The organism is Aquibaculum arenosum, assembly GCF_029222965.1.
GTDB classification, from domain to species: Bacteria; Pseudomonadota; Alphaproteobacteria; order Kiloniellales; family DSM-21159; genus Aquibaculum; species Aquibaculum arenosum.
In genome coordinates, this window is sequence record NZ_JARHUD010000004.1 from 46,251 (window position 1) to 68,835 (window position 22,585).

General features: G+C 66.3%; 18 protein-coding genes. 14 read left to right on the forward strand and 4 right to left on the reverse strand.

What is annotated here, in order from left to right; translation table 11 throughout:
* Positions 1–65: 65 nt before the first annotated feature.
* The 3 genes from P2G67_RS07405 to P2G67_RS07415 form a co-directional block, all read right to left on the reverse strand.
* Positions 66–1,322 carry an ABC transporter substrate-binding protein gene (locus P2G67_RS07405; RefSeq protein ID WP_275821562.1) on the reverse strand — a complete coding sequence of 419 codons (1,257 nt, stop codon included), beginning with the start codon at positions 1,320–1,322 and terminating at the stop codon, positions 66–68.
* Between the two features lie 214 nt (positions 1,323–1,536).
* A complete protein-coding gene (locus P2G67_RS07410) occupies positions 1,537–3,804 on the reverse strand; it encodes a sensor domain-containing protein (protein WP_275821564.1) in 2,268 nt (755 codons plus the stop codon).
* A 281-nt stretch (positions 3,805–4,085) separates the two neighbouring features.
* Complete coding sequence (locus P2G67_RS07415) at positions 4,086–4,820, reverse strand: leucyl/phenylalanyl-tRNA--protein transferase (RefSeq protein WP_275821566.1); 735 nt, start codon at positions 4,818–4,820, stop codon at positions 4,086–4,088.
* 120 nt (positions 4,821–4,940) lie between these two features.
* On the opposite strand from P2G67_RS07415, the gene P2G67_RS07420 reads away from it, so the two are divergent.
* Together P2G67_RS07420 and P2G67_RS07425 are read left to right on the forward strand one after the other, a co-directional pair.
* Positions 4,941–5,687: an ImuA family protein gene (locus tag P2G67_RS07420; RefSeq protein ID WP_275821569.1), complete on the forward strand. Its 747-nt coding sequence runs from the start codon at positions 4,941–4,943 to the stop codon at positions 5,685–5,687.
* Positions 5,623–7,167, forward strand: coding sequence for a Y-family DNA polymerase (locus tag P2G67_RS07425; protein ID WP_275821571.1), 1,545 nt, complete (start codon positions 5,623–5,625; stop codon positions 7,165–7,167). Before P2G67_RS07420 ends, P2G67_RS07425 begins: the two co-directional genes overlap by 65 nt.
* A gap of 12 nt (positions 7,168–7,179) precedes the next feature.
* Here the strand turns inward: P2G67_RS07425 and P2G67_RS07430 are convergent, their stop codons facing one another.
* The gene (locus tag P2G67_RS07430) at positions 7,180–7,743 is read right to left on the reverse strand and encodes a TMEM165/GDT1 family protein (RefSeq protein WP_275821572.1); all 564 of its coding nucleotides are present in this window, start codon (positions 7,741–7,743) and stop codon (positions 7,180–7,182) included.
* 476 nt (positions 7,744–8,219) lie between these two features.
* Here P2G67_RS07430 and leuA point away from each other — a divergent pair, with 476 nt between their 5' ends.
* The 12 genes from leuA (at position 8,220) to P2G67_RS07490 (ending at position 22,534) form a co-directional block, all read left to right on the forward strand.
* Complete coding sequence (gene leuA, locus P2G67_RS07435; protein ID WP_275821574.1) at positions 8,220–9,890, forward strand: 2-isopropylmalate synthase; 1,671 nt, start codon at positions 8,220–8,222, stop codon at positions 9,888–9,890.
* 301 nt (positions 9,891–10,191) lie between these two features.
* Positions 10,192–10,749: a polysaccharide biosynthesis/export family protein gene (locus P2G67_RS07440; protein WP_275821576.1), complete on the forward strand. Its 558-nt coding sequence runs from the start codon at positions 10,192–10,194 to the stop codon at positions 10,747–10,749.
* Between the two features lie 94 nt (positions 10,750–10,843).
* Entirely contained in the window at positions 10,844–13,069 is a 2,226-nt protein-coding gene (locus tag P2G67_RS07445; RefSeq protein WP_275821578.1) for a GumC family protein, read from the forward strand.
* A gap of 253 nt (positions 13,070–13,322) precedes the next feature.
* Positions 13,323–13,850 (forward strand): transcription termination/antitermination protein NusG, encoded by a 528-nt coding sequence (nusG, locus tag P2G67_RS07450; RefSeq protein WP_275821580.1) that lies wholly within the window; start codon positions 13,323–13,325, stop codon positions 13,848–13,850.
* 174 nt (positions 13,851–14,024) lie between these two features.
* Complete coding sequence (locus tag P2G67_RS07455) at positions 14,025–15,365, forward strand: nucleotide sugar dehydrogenase (RefSeq protein ID WP_275821582.1); 1,341 nt, start codon at positions 14,025–14,027, stop codon at positions 15,363–15,365.
* Positions 15,366–15,424: 59 nt separating this feature from the next.
* Positions 15,425–16,390 carry a Gfo/Idh/MocA family oxidoreductase gene (locus tag P2G67_RS07460; RefSeq protein WP_275821584.1) on the forward strand — a complete coding sequence of 322 codons (966 nt, stop codon included), beginning with the start codon at positions 15,425–15,427 and terminating at the stop codon, positions 16,388–16,390.
* The gene (locus tag P2G67_RS07465; protein WP_275821586.1) at positions 16,387–16,932 is read left to right on the forward strand and encodes an acyltransferase; all 546 of its coding nucleotides are present in this window, start codon (positions 16,387–16,389) and stop codon (positions 16,930–16,932) included. Before P2G67_RS07460 ends, P2G67_RS07465 begins: the two co-directional genes overlap by 4 nt.
* A gap of 13 nt (positions 16,933–16,945) precedes the next feature.
* Positions 16,946–17,776, forward strand: a complete 831-nt coding sequence (locus tag P2G67_RS07470; RefSeq protein ID WP_275821588.1) for a polysaccharide deacetylase family protein — start codon at positions 16,946–16,948, stop codon at positions 17,774–17,776.
* A gap of 31 nt (positions 17,777–17,807) precedes the next feature.
* The gene (locus P2G67_RS07475) at positions 17,808–18,920 is read left to right on the forward strand and encodes a DegT/DnrJ/EryC1/StrS family aminotransferase (RefSeq protein ID WP_275821590.1); all 1,113 of its coding nucleotides are present in this window, start codon (positions 17,808–17,810) and stop codon (positions 18,918–18,920) included.
* Positions 18,917–20,362 carry a lipopolysaccharide biosynthesis protein gene (locus P2G67_RS07480; RefSeq protein ID WP_275821592.1) on the forward strand — a complete coding sequence of 482 codons (1,446 nt, stop codon included), beginning with the start codon at positions 18,917–18,919 and terminating at the stop codon, positions 20,360–20,362. Before P2G67_RS07475 ends, P2G67_RS07480 begins: the two co-directional genes overlap by 4 nt.
* Positions 20,363–20,624: 262 nt before the next feature.
* Entirely contained in the window at positions 20,625–21,512 is an 888-nt protein-coding gene (locus tag P2G67_RS07485; RefSeq protein WP_275821594.1) for a GNAT family N-acetyltransferase, read from the forward strand.
* 59 nt (positions 21,513–21,571) lie between these two features.
* The gene (locus P2G67_RS07490) at positions 21,572–22,534 is read left to right on the forward strand and encodes a GNAT family N-acetyltransferase (protein WP_275821596.1); all 963 of its coding nucleotides are present in this window, start codon (positions 21,572–21,574) and stop codon (positions 22,532–22,534) included.
* Positions 22,535–22,585 lie beyond the last annotated feature (51 nt).

Below are 22,585 nucleotides of genomic sequence, written 5' to 3' on the forward strand. Positions count from 1 at the left end.
GCCGCAACTCTTGTCGCCGCCTCCGGCTTGGGTTCCTCGTCAGACCGCAGGCTGTGCGGCCGACCTTACTCGGCGCTGGGGTCGAAGACCCGCACCGTGGCGATCTCGCCGTCCTGGATCGCCCAGTGCTCGAAGGTGCCGGAGACGTCACCGTTCTCGTCGAACTCCTGGTCGCCGGCGGCGCCGAGGTAGTCGATGTCGGTTCCGGCGGCGATCAGCTCGCGTGCCTTTTCCATTTCGCCCGGAAGGATGACTTCGCCCGGAGCGTTGGAGACCTCGCGGATGGCGTCGCGAATGGCGGTGCCATCAGTGCTGCCGGCTTTCTCGATGGCCAGGAGCAGGATCATGGCGGCGTCATAGGCGGAGTCGATGTAGGGCAGCGGTGGCAGTTCGCCATACTCCGCCTCGTAGGCCGCGCGCCAGAGTTCGCCGGCCTCGCTCTCCATGGCCTGGGCGGCGGTGCCGTAGGCCCCTTCCAGATACTCGGCGCCGATCTCGGTCAGCAGGCCCTCGGCCTTCATCCCGTCGGTCAGGATGAAGCGGTCGAAGAGACCCTCCTCGAGCGACTGGCGCACGATGGTCAAGCCGCCGTCATCCGGATAGGCAATCAGCACCAGGGCCTCGGCTCCGGTGCCGGCCAGGCCGGACAGCTCGCTGCGATAGGAGGCCTGGTTCGGTTCGAAAGCCTCGGAACGGGTGACGGTGCCGCCGGCCTCAGTCAGTGACTCTTCGAAAGCCTCGGCCAGGCCTTCGCCATAGTCGTTGTTGACGTAGAGCACGGCGACGTTGGTGTCGCCGGCATCGGCCGCGATCTGTGCCAGGGCCACGCCCTGATAGGCATCTGAGGGCACGGTGCGGAACAGGAAGTCGTCGTCGTCCAGCGTGGTGAGCGCCGGCGCCGTCGAGGCGTTGGAGATCTGCGGGATGCTGTTGGTCGAGGAAACGGTCTGGGCCACCGGAATGGTGTTGCCGGAGCCGAGTGCGCCAACGATGCCCGCCACGCCTTCGACCGAGACCAGACGCTGCGCCGCGTCCACGGCCGGCTGCGGGCTGGTCTGGGTGTCGCCGACCACCAGCTCCACCTCACGGCCGTCGAGCAGACCACCAGCGGCATTCACCTGCTGCACCGCCATGCGCACGCCGCGCATGGAGCCCTCACCGTAGGACTGCAGGCCACCGGTGAGGGGGATCAACGCCCCCAGCTTGACCGTCTCCTGCGCCGAGGAGGTGCCGGGCTGCATGACCGCGACTGCAGCGGCCATGGCAACGCCGAATCCAAGCGCTGCGCGTCGCGAAAAACGGGAACCAACCATCCAGGACATGCTCTCCTCCGAGTGTAAGTTTATCGATCTTGTGCTGACTGCAGCCCCTGCGCGGCAGCAAACCTCTTTGAAAGTAGACCCGATCCACGCGATTGAGCGGGGGGTGTTTGTTCCCGCTCAACTGCGATCGGGTCTAACCTATCCAGCAGTCTGAAACCGCGCAACCAGTGCTTCACAGTCGCGCGCAGCATTCCCCGCGGTGGCGCCCGGCGTGTCAGGAAACCTGCCTGCTGTCATCTTCGGAGGCTTGGTTCATGCTCGCGGTGCTGCCCAGCCGCTCCGGCGGGTGCAGATGGAAGCCCTGGCCGAAGTCGACGCCCAGGGCGCGCAGATGGTTGAGCGCTTCCGTAGAGGCGACGGACTCGGCCACCACACTGATCCCCATGTTGTGGGCGATGCGGGTGATGGATTCGACGATCAGCGCATCGGTGGAGCTCGTCAGGCTGCGTTCGATCAAGGCGCCGTCCATCTTCACCGCATGCACCGGCAGCTGCTTCAGGTAGGAGAAGGAAGCCATGCCGCTGCCGAAATCGTCCAGCGCGAAGCGGAAGCCCCGGTCCACCAGGCTCTGCATGACAGTGGCGGTCTGCTGCAGGTTGTAGATCGCAGCCGTTTCCGTCACCTCGAAGCAGATTTGTTCCGGCTGGACCTGAGGGAAAGCCGCAAGCAAATCGTCGATCAGGGTGAGAAAGTCGGCGGAGCCCAGCGTAAGGCCGGAAAGGTTGACCGAATAGCGCACCCGGCTGCGGGCTTGCGGCTGCATCTGCGCGATCAGCGCGAAGATCCGGCGCAGAACATAGGCGTCGAGCTGCGTGATCAGGCCAAAGCGCTCGGCGGCGGGGACGAAGCTGCCCGGCGGTACCAAGTGTCCCTCGGCGTCCAGGAGGCGGACGAGTACTTCCCAGCGCCTGATGCCATCGGTCTGATCCGTCTGCAACTGCACGATCGACTGGGCAAAGAGAACAATTCTGTCCTCGCGCAGCGCGTCCTGCAGCCTCTTGTTCCAGTCCATGTCCCGCTGCTGCCTGCTGATGTCGATGTCGCTGGGCTTGCTGAATTGGATTCTGTTGCGCCCCTTCTCCTTCGCAAGGAAGCAGGCGGCGTCGGCAAGACTGAGCGCTTCGGCGTAGGTCAGCCCATGGTCCCGGCCGAAGAGAACCAGGCCGATGCTGATGGTCACCCCGTAGCGCTGGCCCTCCCAGAAGAAGTCGAGTTCCCTGACCTCGCGACAGAGACGCTGGGCGAGGTTGAGCGCACCAGCCTCGTCGCTCAGCCGCAGGACCAGGGCGAACTCGTCTCCGCCCAGGCGGGCGAGCAGGACTTTCTCGCCAACGGACCGGCGCAGCAGGGTGGCCACCTGCTGCAGGAGCGCGTCGCCGGCGGCGTGGCCGCAGCGGTCGTTGACGATCTTGAAGTGATCCAGATCCATGTAGAGCAGCGCGTGCGGGCCCGGATGCTGCTCGATGTTGATGATGGCCTGCGCCAGGCCGCGCCGGTTGCTGAGGCCGGTCAGGGAGTCGTGGGCGGCCTGATAGGATACCTCCTGCGCCAGTTCGTGGGCTTCGGTGACGTCGTGTCCCTGCACGAAGATGCCGCTGATCGCGCCCTCGAGCTCGCGGATCGGCTGGTAGATCAGATCGGTGTAGCGCTGTTCCAGGCCGCCGCCGGCCACCCGCTGCAGCTTGATCGGGACGGCGCGGCCGATGAAGGGCTCGCCGGTTGTGAAGACGCGGTCGAGCTTGGCCAGGAAGCCCTGGCCGACCACTTCGGGCAGCACCTGCGCCAGAGGATGGCCGATGATCCGGCGGTGGCCGATCAGCTGGTAGTAGGCGTCATTGGCCAGTTCGTAGATGTGCTCCGGGCCGCGCAGCACGCAGACGAAGCCCGGCGCCTGCTGGAAGAGCTGTTGCAGGCGTTGTCGCTCCGCCGACAGAATTCGCTGCACATTGCGGGCCCAATGCTCCAAGGAGGTTCCCGCCGCGCTCGATGACTCCATCTGCTCGATTTCGTCCCCGCCCACACCCGAGGTCTGTTCTTTGGCTTCAATCGGCGGCTGGATTTCCTGCTGCTGGGCGAGTTCGGTTATGTCGGTCGGTTGATGCAGGATGGCCCAAAGTTCGCCCTCGTCGTTCAGCAGCGGCAGGTTGGAAATCATCCAGTAACGATCCTGGATGTGAGCCTGGTCCGGCGGGTTTGCCATCATCACCGGATAGTGCAGCAGCGGTATGTGGTGCGGCCGGCGCTGGGCGATGACGTAGGCGAAGGAGTCGCGCAGGATCTTCTCGTCCGGCGATCCGTGGCCGGGGAAAGTGGAGAAGAGGGGTCGGGAAATCAGTTGGTCACGCGTGATGCCGCCGGCGGCCTCGTAGGCCTGATTGCAGTCGAGAATGGTCAGATCAGGACTGAGGATGACCGCGGCATTGGGCGCACGGTCGAAGACCTGTTGATAGCTGTCCGGGTCGAGCGGAGCGCGCGGGCGCATGGTTGGGTTTCCTGACGGCGAAGCGGCTGGGGTGTCGAAAGTCTGCGGCTGATCGTGCTCGGTCTCTCCAATGCTTCTGCGGCGCTGGAGAACGCTGTCGTACGGTTTCCTGGGAAGGTCCGGCATGCCGCTATGACCCGAGGTAGATTGCGCCAAAATTCTCTCTTGCCTAGATGGCGTCACTCCTGCTTTTGGGGTCAAGTGGATTCGGCGCTACTTGGTATCATTTTATGGTGTTCTGTGGCCGCTTTGCTTGCGTCATGCGCCAAGAGTTCGCGGTTCTATTCGCACTTCGGTTTAGCGCTTGGCCTGCGCAGAGCTGCCAGCTGCTCGGCAAAGGCCTCCTCGCTCAGTTCCACGGGAAAGACCGCCGTCTCGCGCAGGGCACGGCCGAGCAGCGCCTTGTAGTGGGCGCGGGGTAGGTCGATCGCGCCGAACTGGCGCAGGTGCGGCGTGGTGAACTGCGTGTCGAGAAGCTGAAATCCCCCTTGGCGCAGCCGCATGATCAGGTGCATCAGCGCCACCTTGCTGGCGTCGGTGACGCGGGTGAACATCGATTCCCCGAAAAAGGCCGCGCCCAGCCCGACACCGTAGAGGCCGCCGACCAGCCGCCGGCCGTGTGCTGCTGGAGCGTCGTTGCTCTCCTTCGTGAGGGCGGCGTCTGACGGATCTGTCGGTGTTTCAGGCAGCCAGACCTCGATGGAATGGGCAAAGCCCATGCGATGCAGTTCGCTGTAGAGCTGCTCGATGGTGCTGTTGATCCAGGTCTCCGGCCGGTTCTCCATGGGTGCGGCACAGGCCTGGATGACAGCGGGAAAGTCCTGGTTGCAGGTGACCAGGAAGCCATTGCCTCGCAGCCGGCGATGGAGGCGGCGCGGCAGGTGCACACTTTCGAGCGGCAGCACGCCGCGCAGGTCGGGGTCGACCCAGTGCAGCTCTTCCGCTTGGCGATTTTCCGCCATGGGGAAGACGCCAAGCGCATAGGCGCGCAAAAGCAGGTCGGGGGTAAGCCGCATGTTCCCAGTTTAACCGCGGACAAGCGCGACGGGAACGACGAAGACGCAAGGCCTGGGGCTTGATCGCTGGAAAAAACGGGATTAGAACATAACAAGAACATGAATGGCGCAGACTCTATAATGACAGGAAGCGAGCCGGAGAACCTCGAGGTCTTGCGCGCGCATATCCGCCGGCTTGAGCAGAGCGGCGGGGCAAGAAGGGATGGAGCAACCCTGTCCCTGGGGGCAGCGGCGCTGGACCGGCGGTTGCCCGGCGGTGGCCTGCCTCTGGCCGGTTTGCATGAGGTGCGCCCGGCACATCCGGAATTGGATGATGGCCCGGCAACGGGCTTTCTCCTGCTGCTCGCCGCTCGCCTGCTCGCGGCGCGCGCCGGCCGGCTGCTCTGGGTCAGCCGCGCCGACGACCTCCATGCACCGGCTGCGGCGGTGGTTGGCCTGTCTACTGCGCGCCTGCTGCGCGCCTGTGCCGCTCGGCGGGAGGATCTGCTCTGGGCACTGGAGCAGGGGTTGGATTGCCCGGCTCTTGCCGGCGTGGTGGGCGAGGTCGATGCCGTGGATGCGGTGGCGGCCCGTCGGCTGCAGCTCGCGGCCGAGAAGGCGGGGCGCCCCTGCTTCCTGCTGCAGCGCTCCGCTGCAGGCACGCAAGGCCGGCTTGCCGGCAGCCCGGCTCTGACCCGCTGGCAGGTGGCTGCCCTGCCGAGCGATCCCGGCCTGCCTGATCTGGTGGGACGGGCTTGCTGGCAGCTTGACCTGCTGCGCTGTCGCGGCGGCCGGCCGGCCAGTTTCGAGGTGGAATGGGACGATGCGACGGGTGATCTCGCTCTGGCTGCCCCGCTTCGCGATCGAGCGGCGGCGGGCGTCGCCTGAAAGCGCCCCCTTTGCGCTGTTCCAGCGTGAGGGCGGGCGCGAACTGCTCTTTGCCGTCAATGCGGCGGCCGAAGCGGGTGGCCTTCTGCCGGGGATGACCCTGTCACAGGCGCGGGCGCTCTGCCCCACTTTGGGCAGCGAGGAAGCGGCGCCACAGCAGGACAAGGCCGCCCTGGCCCGCCTGGCAGATTGGGCGGAGCGCTTTACCCCCTGGGTCGCTCTGGACGGCCTGCCAGAGCCTGGCGGAGGGGCCGGGCTCTGGCTCGACATCACCGGCTGTGCCCATCTCTTCGGCGGTGAGGAGGCGCTTCTGCGCGCGCTGCTGGCCGGCTGCCGGCAGCAGGGCTACGCCGGGCGGGCCGGGCTGGCCGATACGCCGGGGGCCGCCTGGGCGCTGGCCCGACATGGCTGTGAGCCGGGAAGCAACCGGCGGCGGATCGAGGCCGGTGCGCAGCGAGAGGCTCTGGCTCCGCTGCCGCTGGCGGCTCTGCGCTTGCCGGCGGGCAAGGTGGAACTGCTGGCCCGCCTCGGGCTGCTGCGCATCGGAGATCTGCTGGCGCTGCCGCCGGCGAGCCTCACGACCCGGCTTGGTCCGGAGGTGGCGGCGCGACTGCGCCAGGCGTTGGGTGAAAAGGGCGAGCCGCTGTCTCCGCGCCGTCCCGCGCCGCCGCAGGAGGTGCGTCTGGCCTTCGGCGAGCCGCTGGCCGCGGCGGAGGATCTCGCCCGTGCGGTGGATTGCCTGATCGGGCGGCTGTGCTGCCGGCTGGAAACGGCCGGGCAGGGCGTGCGGCACCTGCGCCTTACGCTCTTCCGGGCCGAGGGCAGCCGCCAGGAACTTGAACTGGCCACCAGCCGCGCCACCCGCGAGCCGGCCCATCTCGCCCGTCTCTTCGCCCAGCAGCGCGAACGGCTGCAACCCGGCTTCGGCCTCGATGCTTTGGCGCTGGCGGCCTGCGTGGTCGAGTCGCTCAGCGCCTTGCAGATGAGCCTCGTTGCAGAGCCGTCCGGGCAAGCGGGACGTCCGGCCGACCCTGCCGCTGCTGCATCGGAGCCAGATGCAGCGGCGCTGGCATTGCTGATCGACCGCTTGACCTTGCGACTCGGGGCGGGGGCGGTGGGCTGTCAGGCGCCGCGACAAAGCCATTTGCCGGAGCGCGCAGTGACCCGCCTGCCGGCCCTGCCAACGCGGCGTGCAGGTCAGTGGTGCCCAGCGCCGCCGCGGCCTCTGCGCCTTTTGGCTCGGCCGGAGCCGGTGGAGGTGCTGGCGCCGATGGCAGAGGGTGCGCCGACCCGTTTCCGCTGGCGCCGGCGTTTGCATCGGGTGACCCACGCCGAAGGTCCTGAGCGGCTTTCTGCGGAGTGGTGGCGTGATGGCCCGATAGACTCGCGCGACTATTTCCGCATCGAGGATCAGGACGGGCGGCGCTTCTGGCTCTACTGCCAGGCCGAACGCTGGTTCCTGCATGGCCTCTTCGGGTAGCGGCGAAGAGACTCAGAGGCCGAAGAGAGCGACCCAGAGGCCCAGCAGCAGGAAGAGCAGGGCGGCGATCGCGCGGATCGTCTTCAGCGGCAGCCGGTCGGCGAGCAGATGCCCCATCATCACCACCGGCGCATTGGCCGCCAGCATGCCGAGGGTGGTGCCGAGGATGACCAGTTCCAGGGCTTCGAAGCGCGCGCCCAAGGCTACGGTGGCGATCTGCGTCTTGTCGCCCATCTCCACTAGAAAGAAGGTAAGCGTGGCGGCCAAAAAAGGGCCAGCTCGCGACTTCTTGACCTTCTCCCCGTCGTCGAGCCGGTCCGGCACCAGCACCCAGGCAGCCATCCCCAGGAAGGAAGCGACCAGCATCCAGCGCAGCATCTGCTCGGAAACCAGCTCCGCCGCCATCTGTCCCACCAGCGCGGCCAGGGCATGATTGGCCAGGGTGGCAAGCGTGATGCCGGCCAGGATCTGCCAGGGCGCACGAAAGCGCGTCGCCAGCACCAGGGCGAGCAACTGTGTCTTGTCACCGATCTCGGCGACCGCGACCAGCAGCGTGGAGATGAAAAGGGGTTCCAAAGGCGAAGGGGCGAGACGATGTGCGGGGAAAGGTGGGCTGGTGGCACCTCTTACCCGCGTGCCCCAGCGGGCACAAGGAAGAGCGCTTCCTCATGCATCATTGTGCTCGCGTGCATTCCGAACGGTCCGTGACACGCCCGCCTGGCGCAAAGCTCTTGCACTTTCGGGCCAGGCCCCTAAAGTCGTGGGCCATGGACAGAGCGATGACCCAGGCCCTTCGACTTCTCCGCCCGGCTTCCTGAGGGAGCCGGGACAGCCCGCGTCGAACCGCCACCTTTCCGCCGGTCCAAAAATGAACAGCTTTTTCAAAACCTTTTCTGCCACGTTTGCCTGCGCAATCCTCGGTGCCGCTCTGCGACTTATCGGCGGTCGCTGGGCCTGACGGCCGCCCGCGACCGCAGCGCTTGTGCGCCGTCCGCCTCTGAGCGCAGTCAGAACCGAGACAGACATCCAGTACCGAACGGAGCCCGCAGGCCATGTTGAGCCAACCCGAAAGTAAGTACCGCGCCTTCACGCCCATCGATTTGCCGAACCGACAGTGGCCCTCGCAGGTCATCACCCAGCCGCCACGCTGGCTGTCGACTGATCTGCGCGACGGCAACCAGGCGCTGATCGATCCCATGGACGGTACGAAGAAGCAGCGCTTCTTCGATCTGCTGATCAAGTCAGGCTTCAAGGAGATCGAGGTCGGTTTCCCCTCGGCCTCGGCCACCGACTTCAACTTCACCCGCAGCCTCGTGGAGAAGGAGCAGGTGCCGGAGGGTGTGCTGATCCAGGTGCTGACCCAGTCGCGCCGCGAACTGATTGAGCGCAGCTTCGAGTCCTTGCGTGGCAGCCGCGAGGCCATCGTGCACCTCTACAATGCCGTCTCTCCGGCCTTCCGGCGTGTGGTCTTCAAGATGAGCCGGGAAGAGGTGAAGGACATCGCGATCAAGGGCGCCGAGATGTTCCAGGCCGAGGCGGAGAAGCAGCCGAACACCGATTGGCACTTCCAGTATTCGCCCGAGACCTTCAGCACCGCCGAGTTGGACTTCAGCCTGGAGGTCTGCGAAGCGGTACTCGACGTCTGGCAGCCGACCCCGGACAAGCCGGTGATCTTGAACCTGCCGGCGACCGTGGAAGCCTCCACCCCCAACATCTACGCCGATCAGATCGAGTGGTTTTGCCGCAACATTTCCCGCCGGGACTCGGTGGTGATCAGCGTGCATCCGCATAACGATCGCGGCACCGGCGTCGCAGCGGCGGAACTGGCGGTGATGGCTGGCGCCGACCGCGTCGAGGGCTGCCTCTTCGGCAATGGCGAGCGCACCGGCAACGTCGATCTCGTGACCCTGGCGCTGAACCTCTACACCCAGGGTGTGAACCCGGGACTGGATTTCTCGGATATCCAGTCCGTGGTCGAGGTAGTGGAGCACTGCAACCAACTGCCGGTACACCCGCGCCACCCCTACGCGGGTGAACTGGTCTTCACGGCCTTTTCCGGTTCGCACCAGGATGCCATCAAAAAGGGCTTCGCGGCGCGCGAGCAGCGCAACGACGATATCTGGGACGTGCCCTATCTGCCGATCGATCCGGCCGATTTGGGCTGCTCCTACGAGGCGGTGATCCGCGTCAACAGCCAGTCGGGCAAGGGCGGTGTGGCCTGGGTGCTGCAGCAGGAAAAGGGCTTGCAGTTGCCGCGGCGCCTGCAGATCGCCTTCAGTCATGTGGTGCAGGAGGTGGCCGACTCCACCAGCCGCGAACTGACCACCGCCGACATCTGGAAGACCTTCCAGGAGACCTTCCTGCAGGAGCAGGGTCGCTTCGTGCTGGAGGACTATGACAGCACGGCGCCGCGCCGCCCGGGACAGGAGCGCGCCTTCGTCGGCCGCATTCGCGTCGACGGGAAGGAACGCTCGATCAGCGGGCGCGGCAACGGCCTGATCTCCAGCCTGCTCGCCGCCCTGCGCGACGACTGCGGCCTCAGCCTGGAAGTGGTCGACTATCACGAGCACGCCTTGGGTCGCGGGTCCGGCGCCCAGGCGGCCTGCTACCTGGAATGCCAGACCGAGGACGGCCGGACCGTCTGGGGCGTGGGCATCGACGAGGATGTCTCGACCGCTTCGGTCAAGGCGGTCCTCTCCGCGGCCAATCTCGCGGACGCCTGAAGAGTTTCCTGCACCCCGCGCTAACGCCGTGACGGGGTAGTTACCGGCGCTTTCGAGAGGGGGCGGCTCTTCTTCTGCTGCGGCAGGGAGGGCCGCCCTTTTCTTTGCGATACATTCCCCCGGGAAGAGGGGTAGCCTGCAGCGATTCCGGCGGGCGGCTACCTCATACTCGAAGGCGGCTGACTCCACTGCCCCTCTCTGCAATTTTCGCGCCTGCGCCTAGGCTTGCTGCCATCGTCCAACTTCGGTGAGGCAGCGAACAATGCGGCACACAGTCAGCGCAAACAGACGGCGGCATTGCTTGGCACGGGGTCTGTCTCGGAGCCTGGCACGGGCTTTCTCTGTCCTCTTCGTGCTAGCCGTCCTCACGCTCTCCTCCGGGCCGGCCAAGGCCCAGGACGCGGAGGTCTATCGCCTGGGGCCGGGGGACAAGGTGCGCGTCAGCGTCTTCAACGAGCCCTCGCTTTCGGGCGTGTTCGAGGTGGATGGCTCGGGTCACGTGGCTCTGCCGCTGGTGGGCGAGATGCCGGCGCGCGGCATCACGGTGCGCGAACTGGAGGGGCAGCTGACCGAGGTGCTGGCCAGTGGCTATCTCGTTTCGCCGAAAGTCGCGATCGAGGTGATCAACTACCGACCCTTCTACATCATCGGCGAGGTGCGCGAGCCCGGCCGCTACCCCTATGTCGACGGCATGACGGTGATGAACGCCGTGGCCATGGCCGGCGGCTACACCTACCGGGCCCGCGAAAGCCGGGCGGAGATCAAGCGCCAGGGCAAGGACGAGGTGGATCGCGATGCGAGCCCCAACGCCACGGTCATGCCGGGGGATGTGATCACCATTCCCGAACGCTTCTTCTGAGTATCGAGGCCTACGGCTGCACGTTGGTGCAGCCGTAGCTCACCGTGGGGACTGACGCGCATCCGCCGCATCGGGTGTCGCCTGGAGGGTGCAGATGAGAACACCGAGTGACGGACACTATCGCGATGCCGTGGCCGAGGAGCCTCGGGGCGACGGCGCCCAGTTGGCCTCCACCCTGCAGTTCCTGCGCCGGCGCGTGGGGATCATTCTGGGTGGCTTTCTCCTGGTGACCGGGTTGAGCGCGCTGCTCGCCTACAGCTTCACCCCGCAGTATACGGCGCAGGCGCAGCTGATGATCGATGCGCGCCAGGTGCATGTGACCGACGTGCAGTCGGTGCTGTCGGGCCTTTCGGCCGAGAATGCGGTGCTCCGTTCGGAACTGGACGTGCTGAATTCCGTGCCCTTGATGCGGCGTGTGGCGGAGCGGCTCGACCTCTACAACGATCCCTACTTCAACCCGCCGGAAGAGCCCAGTCGTTGGGCCGAGTGGCGCGACGAGGGGCGCAAGTTCCTGGCGTCGGTCCTGCCAACCAACCTGGTGCCGGCCTGGGCACTGGAACTGGAAGGGCCGCCGGCAAGCAATCTCGATGAGGAAGCCGAGCAACGCTGGGTCATAGATCGTCTGCTTGCCAAGCTGAAGACCGATAACGACGGGCGATCCTACACCATCAAGCTCAGCTTCACCTCCCCGGACCCGGAGAAGTCGGCCGAGGTGGTGAACGCCATTGTCGAGCAGTACCTGGAGGATCAGCTCGAAGCCAAGTTGGATGCCACGCGCTCGGCCAATGAGTGGTTGGTGCAGCGGCTCAATGAGCTCGGCGCCGAGGTGCGCGAGGCCGAGCTGGCGGTGCGAGAGTATCGCGAGACGCACGGCCTTATCGAGAGCCGCGGCGAGACGGTCGGCGAGCAGCAACTGGCGGAGATCAACGCCCAACTCGTGATGGCTCAGGTGGAGCGCTCCCAGGCCGAGGCACGCCTGCGCGCGGCGCGTTCAGGCAACCCCGAAGGGCTGCGCGATGTCGAAGGGGCGACGATCCTCTGGCACCTGCGCTCCGAGGAAGCGGCCCTGCGCCGGCGCGAGGCGGAACAGGCCTCGCGCTATGGGCCGCTGCATCCCGAGATGCAGAAAATGCAGGCTGAGCGCGCCGACGTGCAGGCGAAGCTGCGCGAGGAAACCGGCCGAGTGGTGCAGTCGCTGGGCATCGCCGTGCAGGAGGCCATTGCCAAGGAGGAGGCGCTGGCCACCGCCCTGGCCGGCCTGCGCCAAGACAGCAGCGGGACCCAGCGGGCCGAGGTCGAGCTGAACGAACTGATACGCCAGGCGGAATCGATCAGCGCCATCTATGCCAACTTCCTGCGCCGCTATCGCGAGACCTCGGAACAGGAGGGGCTGCAGCGTCCCGACGCCCGGGTGGTGTCCAGCGCCGAAACCCCGTCGGTTCCCTCCTTCCCGCGTCCGGCCTTGATGATGGGCGCCGGCGGCATGCTGGGCTTGTTGCTGGGCCTGATGATCGCTGCGGTGCTGGAGCTGATCGATCGTGGCTATCGGCTTTCGAACCAGCTCGAGCGCGACACGGGCCTGCCGGTGCTGGGGGTCGAACCGCTCCTGCGCAGCCGCCTCGAGCCCTCCACCTACGCCCTGGCCAAGCCCTACTCCGCCTTCAGCGAGGGTGTGCAGGGTTTGCGTATGAGTCTGCAGTTGACGCCGGAGGAGGGGCCGCATCGGGTCATCATGGTCACCTCCTCCGTGCCCTCGGAGGGCAAGACCTCGCTTTGCCTGACGCTCGGGCGGATGGCGGCGCGTTCCGGCGCGCGCACCCTGCTGGTGGAGGCCGATCTGCGCCGCCCCCGCATGGCCTATCGTCTGAAGTTGCGGCCGCGGGCCTTCCTGGCCGACGTGCTGGACGGAACGCATCGCCTCGACGAGGCGGTGGTCGAGGACAAGTTCAGCGGCATGCACATCCTGGCTTCGCGCCATGGCGTTTCCAGTCCGCTGGAGCGGGTGGCATCGCGGCGCATGGCGGCCTTCATCGAGAGCGTGCGCCATCGCTACGACCTGGTGCTGTTGGATACCCCGCCGATCATGGCGGTGGCCGATGCCGGGCCCTTGGCGAAAATCTCGGACGCCGTGGTCTTCGTCGTGCGCTGGGGCCACACCCCGCGTGACACGGTCAAGGCGGCGCTGCGCAAGCTGGCGGTGGTCGATATTGCGGTCACCGGGATCGTGCTGTCGCAAGTGGATCTGCGCAAGCAGGCCACTTATGGCTACGGCGACTACGGCTACCACTACGACCGCTACAAGGGCTACTACGCCGAGTAATAAGAAGGCAGGGAACCGCCAGACAATAATATCCGTAATATCACCTGCGAAGAAACGACATACTCCTTAAAAACAAAAGAACAGAAAAAATTTAAGTAAACCGCACAGATTGTTGCGGAGGAGAAAACTTGCTAATACCGACGAACAGGAAATAGCTCTTTTGATTTTTGGCGAATAGCCCACAAGTTTGTTATTTGTAGTGAAGCGATTTTGTTTTTGTGTGAGTGGGTAAATCAGAGGGAGGGGCACCTTGGTGAAGCGGGAGCAGGTCGAGGGACGGGGCGGTTGGTACTGCGTTCACAGTCAGGTGGGAAAGGAAGCCCTCGCGCTGCGGCATCTGCAGCAACAGACTTTCGAAGCCTTCCTGCCGCTTCTGGCCCGCACGCGCCGCCATGCCCGTCGGACCGATACCGTCCTGGCGCCACTCTTTCCCTCCTACCTCTTTGTCCACCTCGATCCACAGCGCCAGGCTTGGCGCTCGGTCAATGGGACGATCGGTGTGGTGCGCCTGCTCAGCTCCGGCGAGCGGCCCCTGCGGGTGCCGCCGGGCGTGGTCGAGGCTTTGCTGGCCGCAAGCGACCGACGCGGGCTGCTGCAGGCCGAACGTCTGGAGCGTCTGCAGGTCGATGACGATGTTCGCATCCTGGTGGGGCCCTTCGCGGACCATCTGGCCCGGGTCGTCCGGCTTGAGCCGGCGGGACGGGTTAGGGTCCTTCTCGAGTTTCTGGGTGGCCGGGTGCCGGTCACTTTGCCGCTGAACGCGGTGCGCAAGAGCGCCTGACGGCGCTTCGGTCCTTTGTTGGTCCTTTAACCGGTCGCCCCTTTGCGGAGCGGCCGCGGTCCCCGGCTGAAAGCGCGAAGCTTTCACCCGGACTGCGGTAGCGTGGCCGCCCCTCGCGGGCAGCGCGCGTTCCACCCAGAAGCACACCTTCAACCGCGATGTGGAGACGAGGGAATGTCGATCCTGCTGCAGCCCCCTCCGGTTCAGGACTGGCTGTCCGACCTGCTCGGCGCCTTTCAGGCACGCACTGCGCGCATCGGCATCGTCGGGTTGGGTTATGTCGGGCTGCCTCTGGCGCTGCGCAGCGCGGCTGTCGGCTTTCCAGTGCTGGGCTTCGACATCGACGAAGAGAAGGTGGCGCGCCTCAACGACGGGCGCAGTGACATCGAGCACATTCCCTCCGAGCGCGTGGCGGCAATGCGTGCCGATGGCTTCGAGGCCACGGCAGATTTTGCCCGGGTCGGTGAGGCCGATGCGCTGATCCTCTGCGTGCCCACACCGCTGACCCGCCACCGCGAACCTGACCTGAGCTTCGTGTTGCGCACGATGGAGGCCCTGCTGCCACACCTACGCCCGGGACAGCTCATCTCGCTGGAAAGCACGACCTATCCCGGGACTACTGCCGAAGAACTGGCGCCGCGCATCGCCGGCGCGGGCTTGGTGCTGGGAGTGGAGATCTTCCTGGTCTACTCGCCCGAGCGCGAGGATCCGGGCAACGGGCACTTCGAGACCGCCTCAATTCCCAAAGTGGTGGGCGGCCACAGCCTCGCCTGCCGACAGGCCGGGGTCGCGCTCTATGAGCAGCTTGTGGAGACCGTTGTGCCGGTCAGCTCCACCCAGGCGGCGGAGATGACCAAGCTGCTGGAGAACATTCACCGCGCGGTCAACATCGGCCTGGTCAACGAAATGAAGCTGGTGGCCGATCGCATGGGCATCGACATCTTCGAGGTGATCGACGCGGCCGCCACCAAGCCCTTCGGCTTCACGCCCTACTATCCCGGCCCCGGCCTTGGCGGGCACTGCATTCCCATCGACCCCTTCTACCTGACCTGGAAGGCGCGCGAGTACGGCATCAACACCCGCTTCATCGAGCTGGCCGGCGAGATCAACCAGTTCATGCGCGAATGGGTCGTGGTCAAACTGTCCGAGGCCTTGAACGAGCGCGGCAAGTCCCTGAAGGGCAGCCGGGTTCTGGTGCTGGGTGTTGCCTACAAGAAGAACGTCGATGATATGCGCGAGTCTCCCTCGGTGGAAATTCTCGAGCGGCTGGTGGCCAAGGGGGTGCTGGCGGACTACAGCGATCCCCACGTCCCGCGCTTTCCCAAGCTGCGCCAGCATCGACTGGAGATGACCAGCGTTCCGCTGACCGCCGGCAGCCTGGCCCGCTACGACGCGGTGCTGCTGCTCACCGATCATGACCGTTTCGACTATGAGCTGATCCGCCGCCATGCGGCGCTGATTGTCGACACCCGCGGGCGCTTCCGCCGCCTCGACGCCTGCGTGGTCAGCGCCTGAGCGCGCAAGTTTTCAGACCTGTTTGAGCCAGTTCGAGCCAGTTCGAGAAGGAGTGAGGGATGGTTGCCTTCGCGTTGATCGGTGCCGCCGGCTACATCGCGCCGCGCCACATGCGGGCGATCCGGGACTGCGGCGGCCAACTGGCCGTCGCCTGCGACGTCAGCGATTCCGTCGGCGTGATCGACGGCCTGGCTCCGGAAGCCGCCTTTTTCACCGAGTTCGAACGCTTCGAGGACTATTGCTACCGCCTGCGCCGTCCGCGTGGCACGGGGCTCGACTTCCTGAGTGTCTGCACCCCCAACCATCTCCACCACGCCCATGTGGCGGCCGGACTGCGGCTGGGCTGCGACGTGATCTGCGAAAAGCCCCTGGTGCTGACAACGGCCCTGCTCGACGATCTGGCGCAGTTGGAGCAGGACAGTGGAGCGCGGGTCAGCACCATCTTGCAGCTCCGCCTGCACCCGGTGATCCGCGCCTTGCGCAGCCTGGTGGGACAGGCGCCGCCCGGGACGCTGCACGAGGTGGAGCTGACCTACATCACCTCGCGTGGGGCCTGGTACGACACGAGCTGGAAGGCCGATCCGCGCCGCTCCGGCGGCCTGGCCATGAACATCGGCATCCATTTCTTCGACATGCTGCACTATCTCTTTGGCGAGCGGCAGCGCAGCGTGCTGCATCTGGCCGAGGAGCATCGGGCCGCCGGTTACCTGCGCTTCGATCGTGCGCAGGTGCGCTGGTTTCTCTCCACCGATGCCGCCGACCTGCCCCGGCAACGCGCGCCGGGCCAGACCACTTTTCGCGCAATCACTCTGGATGGCCGGGACGTTGAGTTTTCGGACGGTTTCGCCGACCTGCACAGCCGCAGCTATGCGGAGGTGCTGGCCGGGCGCGGCTTCGGCTTGGCGGAGGTGCGGCCCTCGATCGAAACGGTCGAGGCCATTCGCAACGCTCGGCCGCGCGCGCCCGAGGCCGGCGAAGCGCATCCCTGGCTGCGCAGCGAAGCGCGTGAAGCGGTGCCGGCATGACGAGCGCGCTTTCCGTTCATCCCACGGCGTGCGTCGACCCCGGCGCGGATCTGGGGGAGGGCACCCGGGTCTGGCACTTCAGCCACGTCAGCGCCGGCGCGCGCATCGGCCGCGCCTGCGTGCTGGGACAGGGGGTCTATGTGGCGCCGGGGGTGACGATCGGCGACGGCGTGAAGATCCAGAACAATGTCTCCGTCTATGAGGGCGTGACGCTGGAGGACGAGGTCTTCTGCGGCCCCGGCGTGGTCTTCACCAACGTCATCAACCCGCGCTCGGCCGTCTCGCGCAAGCATGAATACCGTCCGACCCGGGTCTGCCGCGGCGCGACGCTGGGGGCGAACAGCACGCTGGTCTGCGGCGTGACCGTCGGCGCCTACGCCTTCGTCGGCGCCGGCGCGGTGGTGACGCGCGACGTGCCGGCCCATGCGCTGGTGGTCGGCACACCGGCGCGGCAGATCGGTTGGATGAGCCGGACGGGCGAGCGCCTCGCCCATCCACCGGGCGAAACGCTGCTCTGCGCGGCGGAAACCTCACGTGAATAGGGAGCAAGACGCCATGGCGGGCTGGGCGGACAACTTCAGCTACGACTACTACGCTCGCCTGGTGGAAGCGGCCAGCCGCTTTCTCACCCCGCGGCTCTTCCGTGAGGTGCCCTCGCTTCGGGCCGACGGCGGCCACCTGCTGTTGCGCCACGACATCGACTGCAGCCTGGAGGCTGCCTTGGCGCTGGGCCGGCTTGAGCACGACATGGGGGTGCGCGCCACCTACTTCGTGATGATGCAGTCGCTGCTCTACGACCCCGAGCAGGGCGATGCGCTGCGCGAACTGCGCGACCTGGGCCACGAGGTGGGCATCCACTTCGACTGCCCGCCCGAGCAGCGCGGCGACGACCGCGCCGGCCTGGAAGCGCGGGTGCGCATGGACTGCCATCGGCTGCAGGCGGTGCTGGGCGAGGCTGTGACCTCGATTTCCTTCCACCGGCCGGTGGAGAGCTTCCTGCGCGGACCGCTCTTCATCGCCGGGCGCGTGAATGCCTACGCCGCGGAACTGATGACTTGGTACATCTCCGATTCCCGCGGTTCCTGGCGCTGCGGCGAGCCGCTGGACGAGCTCACCCAAGCGCGCCACGGCACGCTGCAACTGCTCACTCATCCCATCTGGTGGGGTCGCGAGCACTTGGCGCCGGCCGACCGGCTGCAGCTCTTCTTTCGCCAGTCGACCAGGCATATGAGCCGGCGCGAGCGCGCGGTCTTCGATGCCATTCTCACCGCAACCATGCCCGGCGTGCGGCGCAACGGCCTTTATGCCCCGCCGCCCAGCCTTCTCCGCCAGCAGCCTCCGCTGCCGCGAGAAGCGGATCGGCCCGGCCTGGCCCAGCGACTGTGAGTCAACGCCTTTGACGGGGGACAGCCGAAACATGCAGTTCGTCGATCTTGCCGCCCAGCAGGCCCGGATAAAGGACAGCCTCAATCAGCGCATCGCGGCTGTTCTGGCGCACGGCCGCTACATCCTCGGGCCGGAGGTGGCGGCGCTGGAGCAGCGCCTGGCCGACTACGCGGGGGTGGAGCACTGCGTCACTGTGGCCAACGGCACCGATGCTTTGCAGATTGCCTTGATGGCGCTGGGGGTCGGGCCGGGCGACGAGGTGATCGTGCCGGCTTTCTCCTACATCGCAACGGCCGAAGCCGCCGCGCTCCTGGGCGCCACGCCGGTTTACGTGGACATCGATCCGGCCCGCTACACCCTGGATCCGGCCGTCCTGGAAGCGGCCATCACGCCGCGCTGCCGCGCCATTCTGCCGGTCTCGCTCTACGGCCTGCCGGCCGACATGGATGAGATCAACGCCGTGGCGGCGCGCTATGACCTGCCGGTGATCGAGGATGCGGCCCAGAGTTTCGGGGCGGTCTATCGCGGCGAACGCTCCTGCGCGCTCAGCACCCTGGCCTGCACCTCCTTCTTTCCCAGCAAGCCGCTGGGTTGCTACGGCGACGGCGGTGCGGTTTTCACCGACGATCCGGAACTGGCCCGCCGGGTGCGCCAGATCGCTCGCCATGGCGAACAGTCGCGCTATCTCCACGTGCGCGTCGGGGTGAACTCACGCCTGGACACGCTGCAGGCGGCGATCCTGCTGGCCAAGCTCGAGATCTTCGAGGCGGAGCTGGAATGGCGCGAGCAGGTGGCGCAGCGCTACGACGCCTTGCTCGGCGAACTGCCGGTCATACGGCATCCGCTGCCTGCCGATTGCCGCAGCGCCCATGCCCAGTACACCATTGAGGTCTCGGCCGAGGTTCCGGCACGTGACAGCCTGCGAAACCATTTGCGGGAGGCCGGTGTCCCCACCATGGTGCACTATCCCCTGCCGCTGCATCGTCAGCCGGCGGTGGCTGACAACACAGTCAGCCTGCCGGCCAGCGAACGCGCAGCCGAGCGGGTGATGAGCCTGCCCATGCACCCTTATTTGAGCCGAGAGGCCCAGGAGCGGGTCGCCGAAGCGCTGGGGCAGGCGCTGTTGGTGGCGGCCTGTGCATGAGTCTGCTTCAGGATCGGCTCGGCCGGCTGTTGCCCCGCAGCCGCTTCGCCCGCAGCGTATCCATCCTGGCCGGTGGCACCGCGGCGGCGCAGCTTCTGGTCATTCTGGCGGCGCCGCTGCTTACCCGTCTTTACGGCCCGGAGGACTTCGGCCTGCTGGCCGCCTTCGCGGCGCTGATGGCGATCCTCGCCGTCATCTCCAACCTGCGCTACGAGTTCGCCATTCCCCTGCCGGCGAACGATCTGGAAGCCGCCCATGTCCTGGGGCTCTGTCTGGCCGCGGTTCTGGGGCTGGCCCTGCTGAGCCTGGTGATCGTCGCGCTTTTTGCGGCACCGGTGGCGGCCCTCCTGCATCTGCCGGCGTTGGCCGACTATCTCTGGCTGCTGCCGCTCGGTCTGCTGCTGGCTGGCATCTACGAAGCCTTCATGTACTGGGCGATCCGCGAGCGCGGCTTTCCGGTGATCGCGCGCACGAGGCTCTACCAGGGCCTGGTCACGGTTGCGATTCAGCTGGGGGGATTCCTCCTGGGGCCGTTGGCCCTGCTGCTCGGCCACGTTGCCGGCAATGGTGCGGGCGTGGTCGGGCTTGGCGAGGTCGCGGTGCGCAAACGCTGGTCGCTGTTCCGCCGGGTGCGGCCAGCAGGTCTCTGGCGCGCCGTCGTGCGCTATCGCCGCTTCCCGCTCTTCTCCACCTGGAGCGGCGCTTTCAACACTCTAAGCACCCAGGTGCCGCCCCTGCTTTTTGCCGCGCTGTTCAGCCCCGCCGCGGCCGGACTTTACGCCCTGGCCCAGCGGGTCCTGGCCCTGCCCATGAGCGTGGTGGGGCAGGCGGTGAGCGACGCCTTTTTCACCGATGCTGCCGAGGCGCGCCGCTCCGGCGACCTCTCCAGGCTGGTCACGAAAATCTACGAGAAGCTGGTGCAGGTGGCCATGCCGCCGGCCTTCGTTCTGGTGCTGGCGGGACCGCAACTCTTCGCGCTCGTCTTTGGCGCGGAATGGCACCAGGCGGGCAGCTTCGCCCAGTGGATGGCGCCCTGGCTGCTGTTCCAGTTCGTCGCCTCACCGCTCTCCCTGCTCTTCGACGTGCTGGAGAAGCAGGTGGACGAGATGCTGTTTCAGCTCGGCCTGCTGCTCGGTCGGGTGTTGGCGCTCTTCATCGGCTACTGGATGGGCAGCCTGATACTCACAGTGGCGCTTTTCTCGCTGGTCAGCGCGCTCTGCTATCTCGGCAAGCTGTTTTGGATTTTCCATCTGGTGTTGCGCGATTGGCAACCGCTGGTTGCGCCCCTGGTGCAGGCAACGGCCTGGGCGCTGCTTCTGGCAAGTCCGCTGGCGGTGGTCGCCTTCTTCGACGTCACGCCGCAGCTCTGGCTGTCCGCCGTGGGCCTGGCCGCGGTGATGATCGCCGCGCGCTATCTTGTTCTCATCCGGGCTGTTTGGTGAAGGTGGTTGGCGCATGAAAGCAGGTTTGAGGGGGCTCGCAGATCCCGGCTTTGGCGGTGTCCTGCCGGGGACTGCGGTGGATCGGAACGTGGTGCGTGCCGGGCCACTCGTGCCGTGCAAGCCTTCAGCTCCGGCCTATTCTCTGCTGCCCAGAGAGTCCCGCGCACAAAAGCCTGGCGGTCGAACGATCGCTGTCCGGAAGCGCTCTGGAGAGACCGCGGCCAAGGAAATCTACCGCCACTTTTCCCAGAGCGAGCCGAGCTTGCCGCTGTTTGCGCGCGACTGGTGGCTGGATGCCGTGAGCGGTCCGCAAGGCTGGGACGTGGCGGTGGTGGAGCGCGGCGGTGAGGTGATGGCTGCACTGCCCTTTCGCCTGCGCCGGCGCTTCGGCTTTCGCTGGCTGTCCCATCCCCCGTTGACGCCCTGGCTCGGTCCCTGGATCCGGCCATCGGCGGCCAAGTCCGCCAATGCCATGGCGCGGGAAAAGGACCTGATGGAGGCCTTGATCGACAGTCTTCCACCGTTCGATTACTTCACCCAGAACTGGCATCACAGCCGTCACAACTGGCTGCCCTTCTACTGGCGCGGCTTCTCCCAGACCACGCGCTACACCTATGTACTGCCGGATATCTCGGATGAACGCTCGCTCTGGCAAGCGATGGACAAGAGTGTGCGCGGTACGATCCGCAAAGCGGAGAGTCGTTTTCGCCTCAGTGTTCGCAGCGATATGGGTCTCGATACCTTTCTCGCGCTCAACCGCAAAACCTATGGGCGGCAGAACAGCATGCCACCCTACTCCGATGCCCTTGTCCGGCGCTTGGACCAGGCCTGCGCAGAGCGCGAGTGCCGCAGGGTCTTCATTGCTGTCGACCCAGAAGGCCGGCCCCATGCCGGCGAGTACATGGTCTGGGACGAGCAGGCGGCCTACGCCTTGATGGGCGGCGCCGATCCCGGCTTGCGTCAGAGCGGGGCAACGCCGCTTTGCCTCTGGCACGCCATACGTCACGCGGCGACGGTCACGCAAAGTTATGACTTCAGCGGCTCGATGATCGAAGCGGTGGAGCGTCAGTTCCGGGCCTTCGGTGCCCTGCAGCGGCCCTACTTCCGGGTCGTGAAAACCAACAGCCGGCTTCTGCGGCTGTTTCTGTAGCAGCGAACGCGTGGGACGGGAGAGCAGGATGAAATCCTTCTTGCTGGAAGGGGCGTTCGATGCCGTGGACAAGCCGAAAGGCGCTTTACCGTGCGCTTTGCGCGACAGAGAAGACTATCCCGATTTTTGCGCGCGACTGGTGGCTGGATGCGCTGGTCGGAGCGGCGAACTGGGATGTCGTCCTTGTGGAGGCCGAAGGGCGCGTGCTGGGGGCCATGCCCTTCGTGCGCAATCGCCATCTCGGGGCCTGGTGGCTGTCGCAGCCGCCGCTGAGCCAGACGCTCGGTCCCTGGATCCGGCCCCTTGCGGGGCGCGAGAGCGAGCGGCTGGAGTGGGAGGTGCGGATCATGACCGATCTCATCGCCCAGCTGCCCCGCTTCGGCCACTTCATACAGAACTGGCATCACAGTCGCGGCAACTGGCTGCCCTTCTATTGGCAGGGCTTCCATCAGACGGTGCGCTACACCTATGTGCTCGACGACCTCAGCGAGGAAGGGCGCTTGTGGGAGGGCCTGCGCGGCAGCGTGCGCGGCGACATCCGCAAGGCGCAGCAGCGCTACAAGCTGACTGTTCGCAGCGATCTGGGGCTGGAGAGCCTCCTGCCGCTGCTGCGTATGACCTTCGCGCGCCAGGGCAGACACCTGCCCTACCCGGAAGATTTGCTGCACCGTCTGGATGTCGCCTGTGCGGAACACGATTGCCGGCGGATTTTCATCGCAAGCGATCCACAAGGGTGTCTGCACGCCGGCGAGTATCTGGTCTGGGACGAGATGACGGCTTACGACCTGCTGTCGGGCTCGGATCCAGCACTGCGCCAGAGCGGCGCCACCAGCCTCTGCAAGTGGGAGTCGATTCGCTTTGCGGCCAGCGTGACGCGCAGCTACGACTTCGAGGGCTCGATGCTGGAACCGGTGGAGCGGCAGTTGCGTGCCTTCGGTGCCGAGCAGCGTGCCTATACCCGGGTCTGGAAGACGCGCTCTCCACTCTTGAAAGTAGCGCTGCTGCTGCTCGGGATCCTCTAGCGCCCTGCGCGCGACCGGCGCGCTGGCAGGACGCCATGGCTCTAAAAGCCA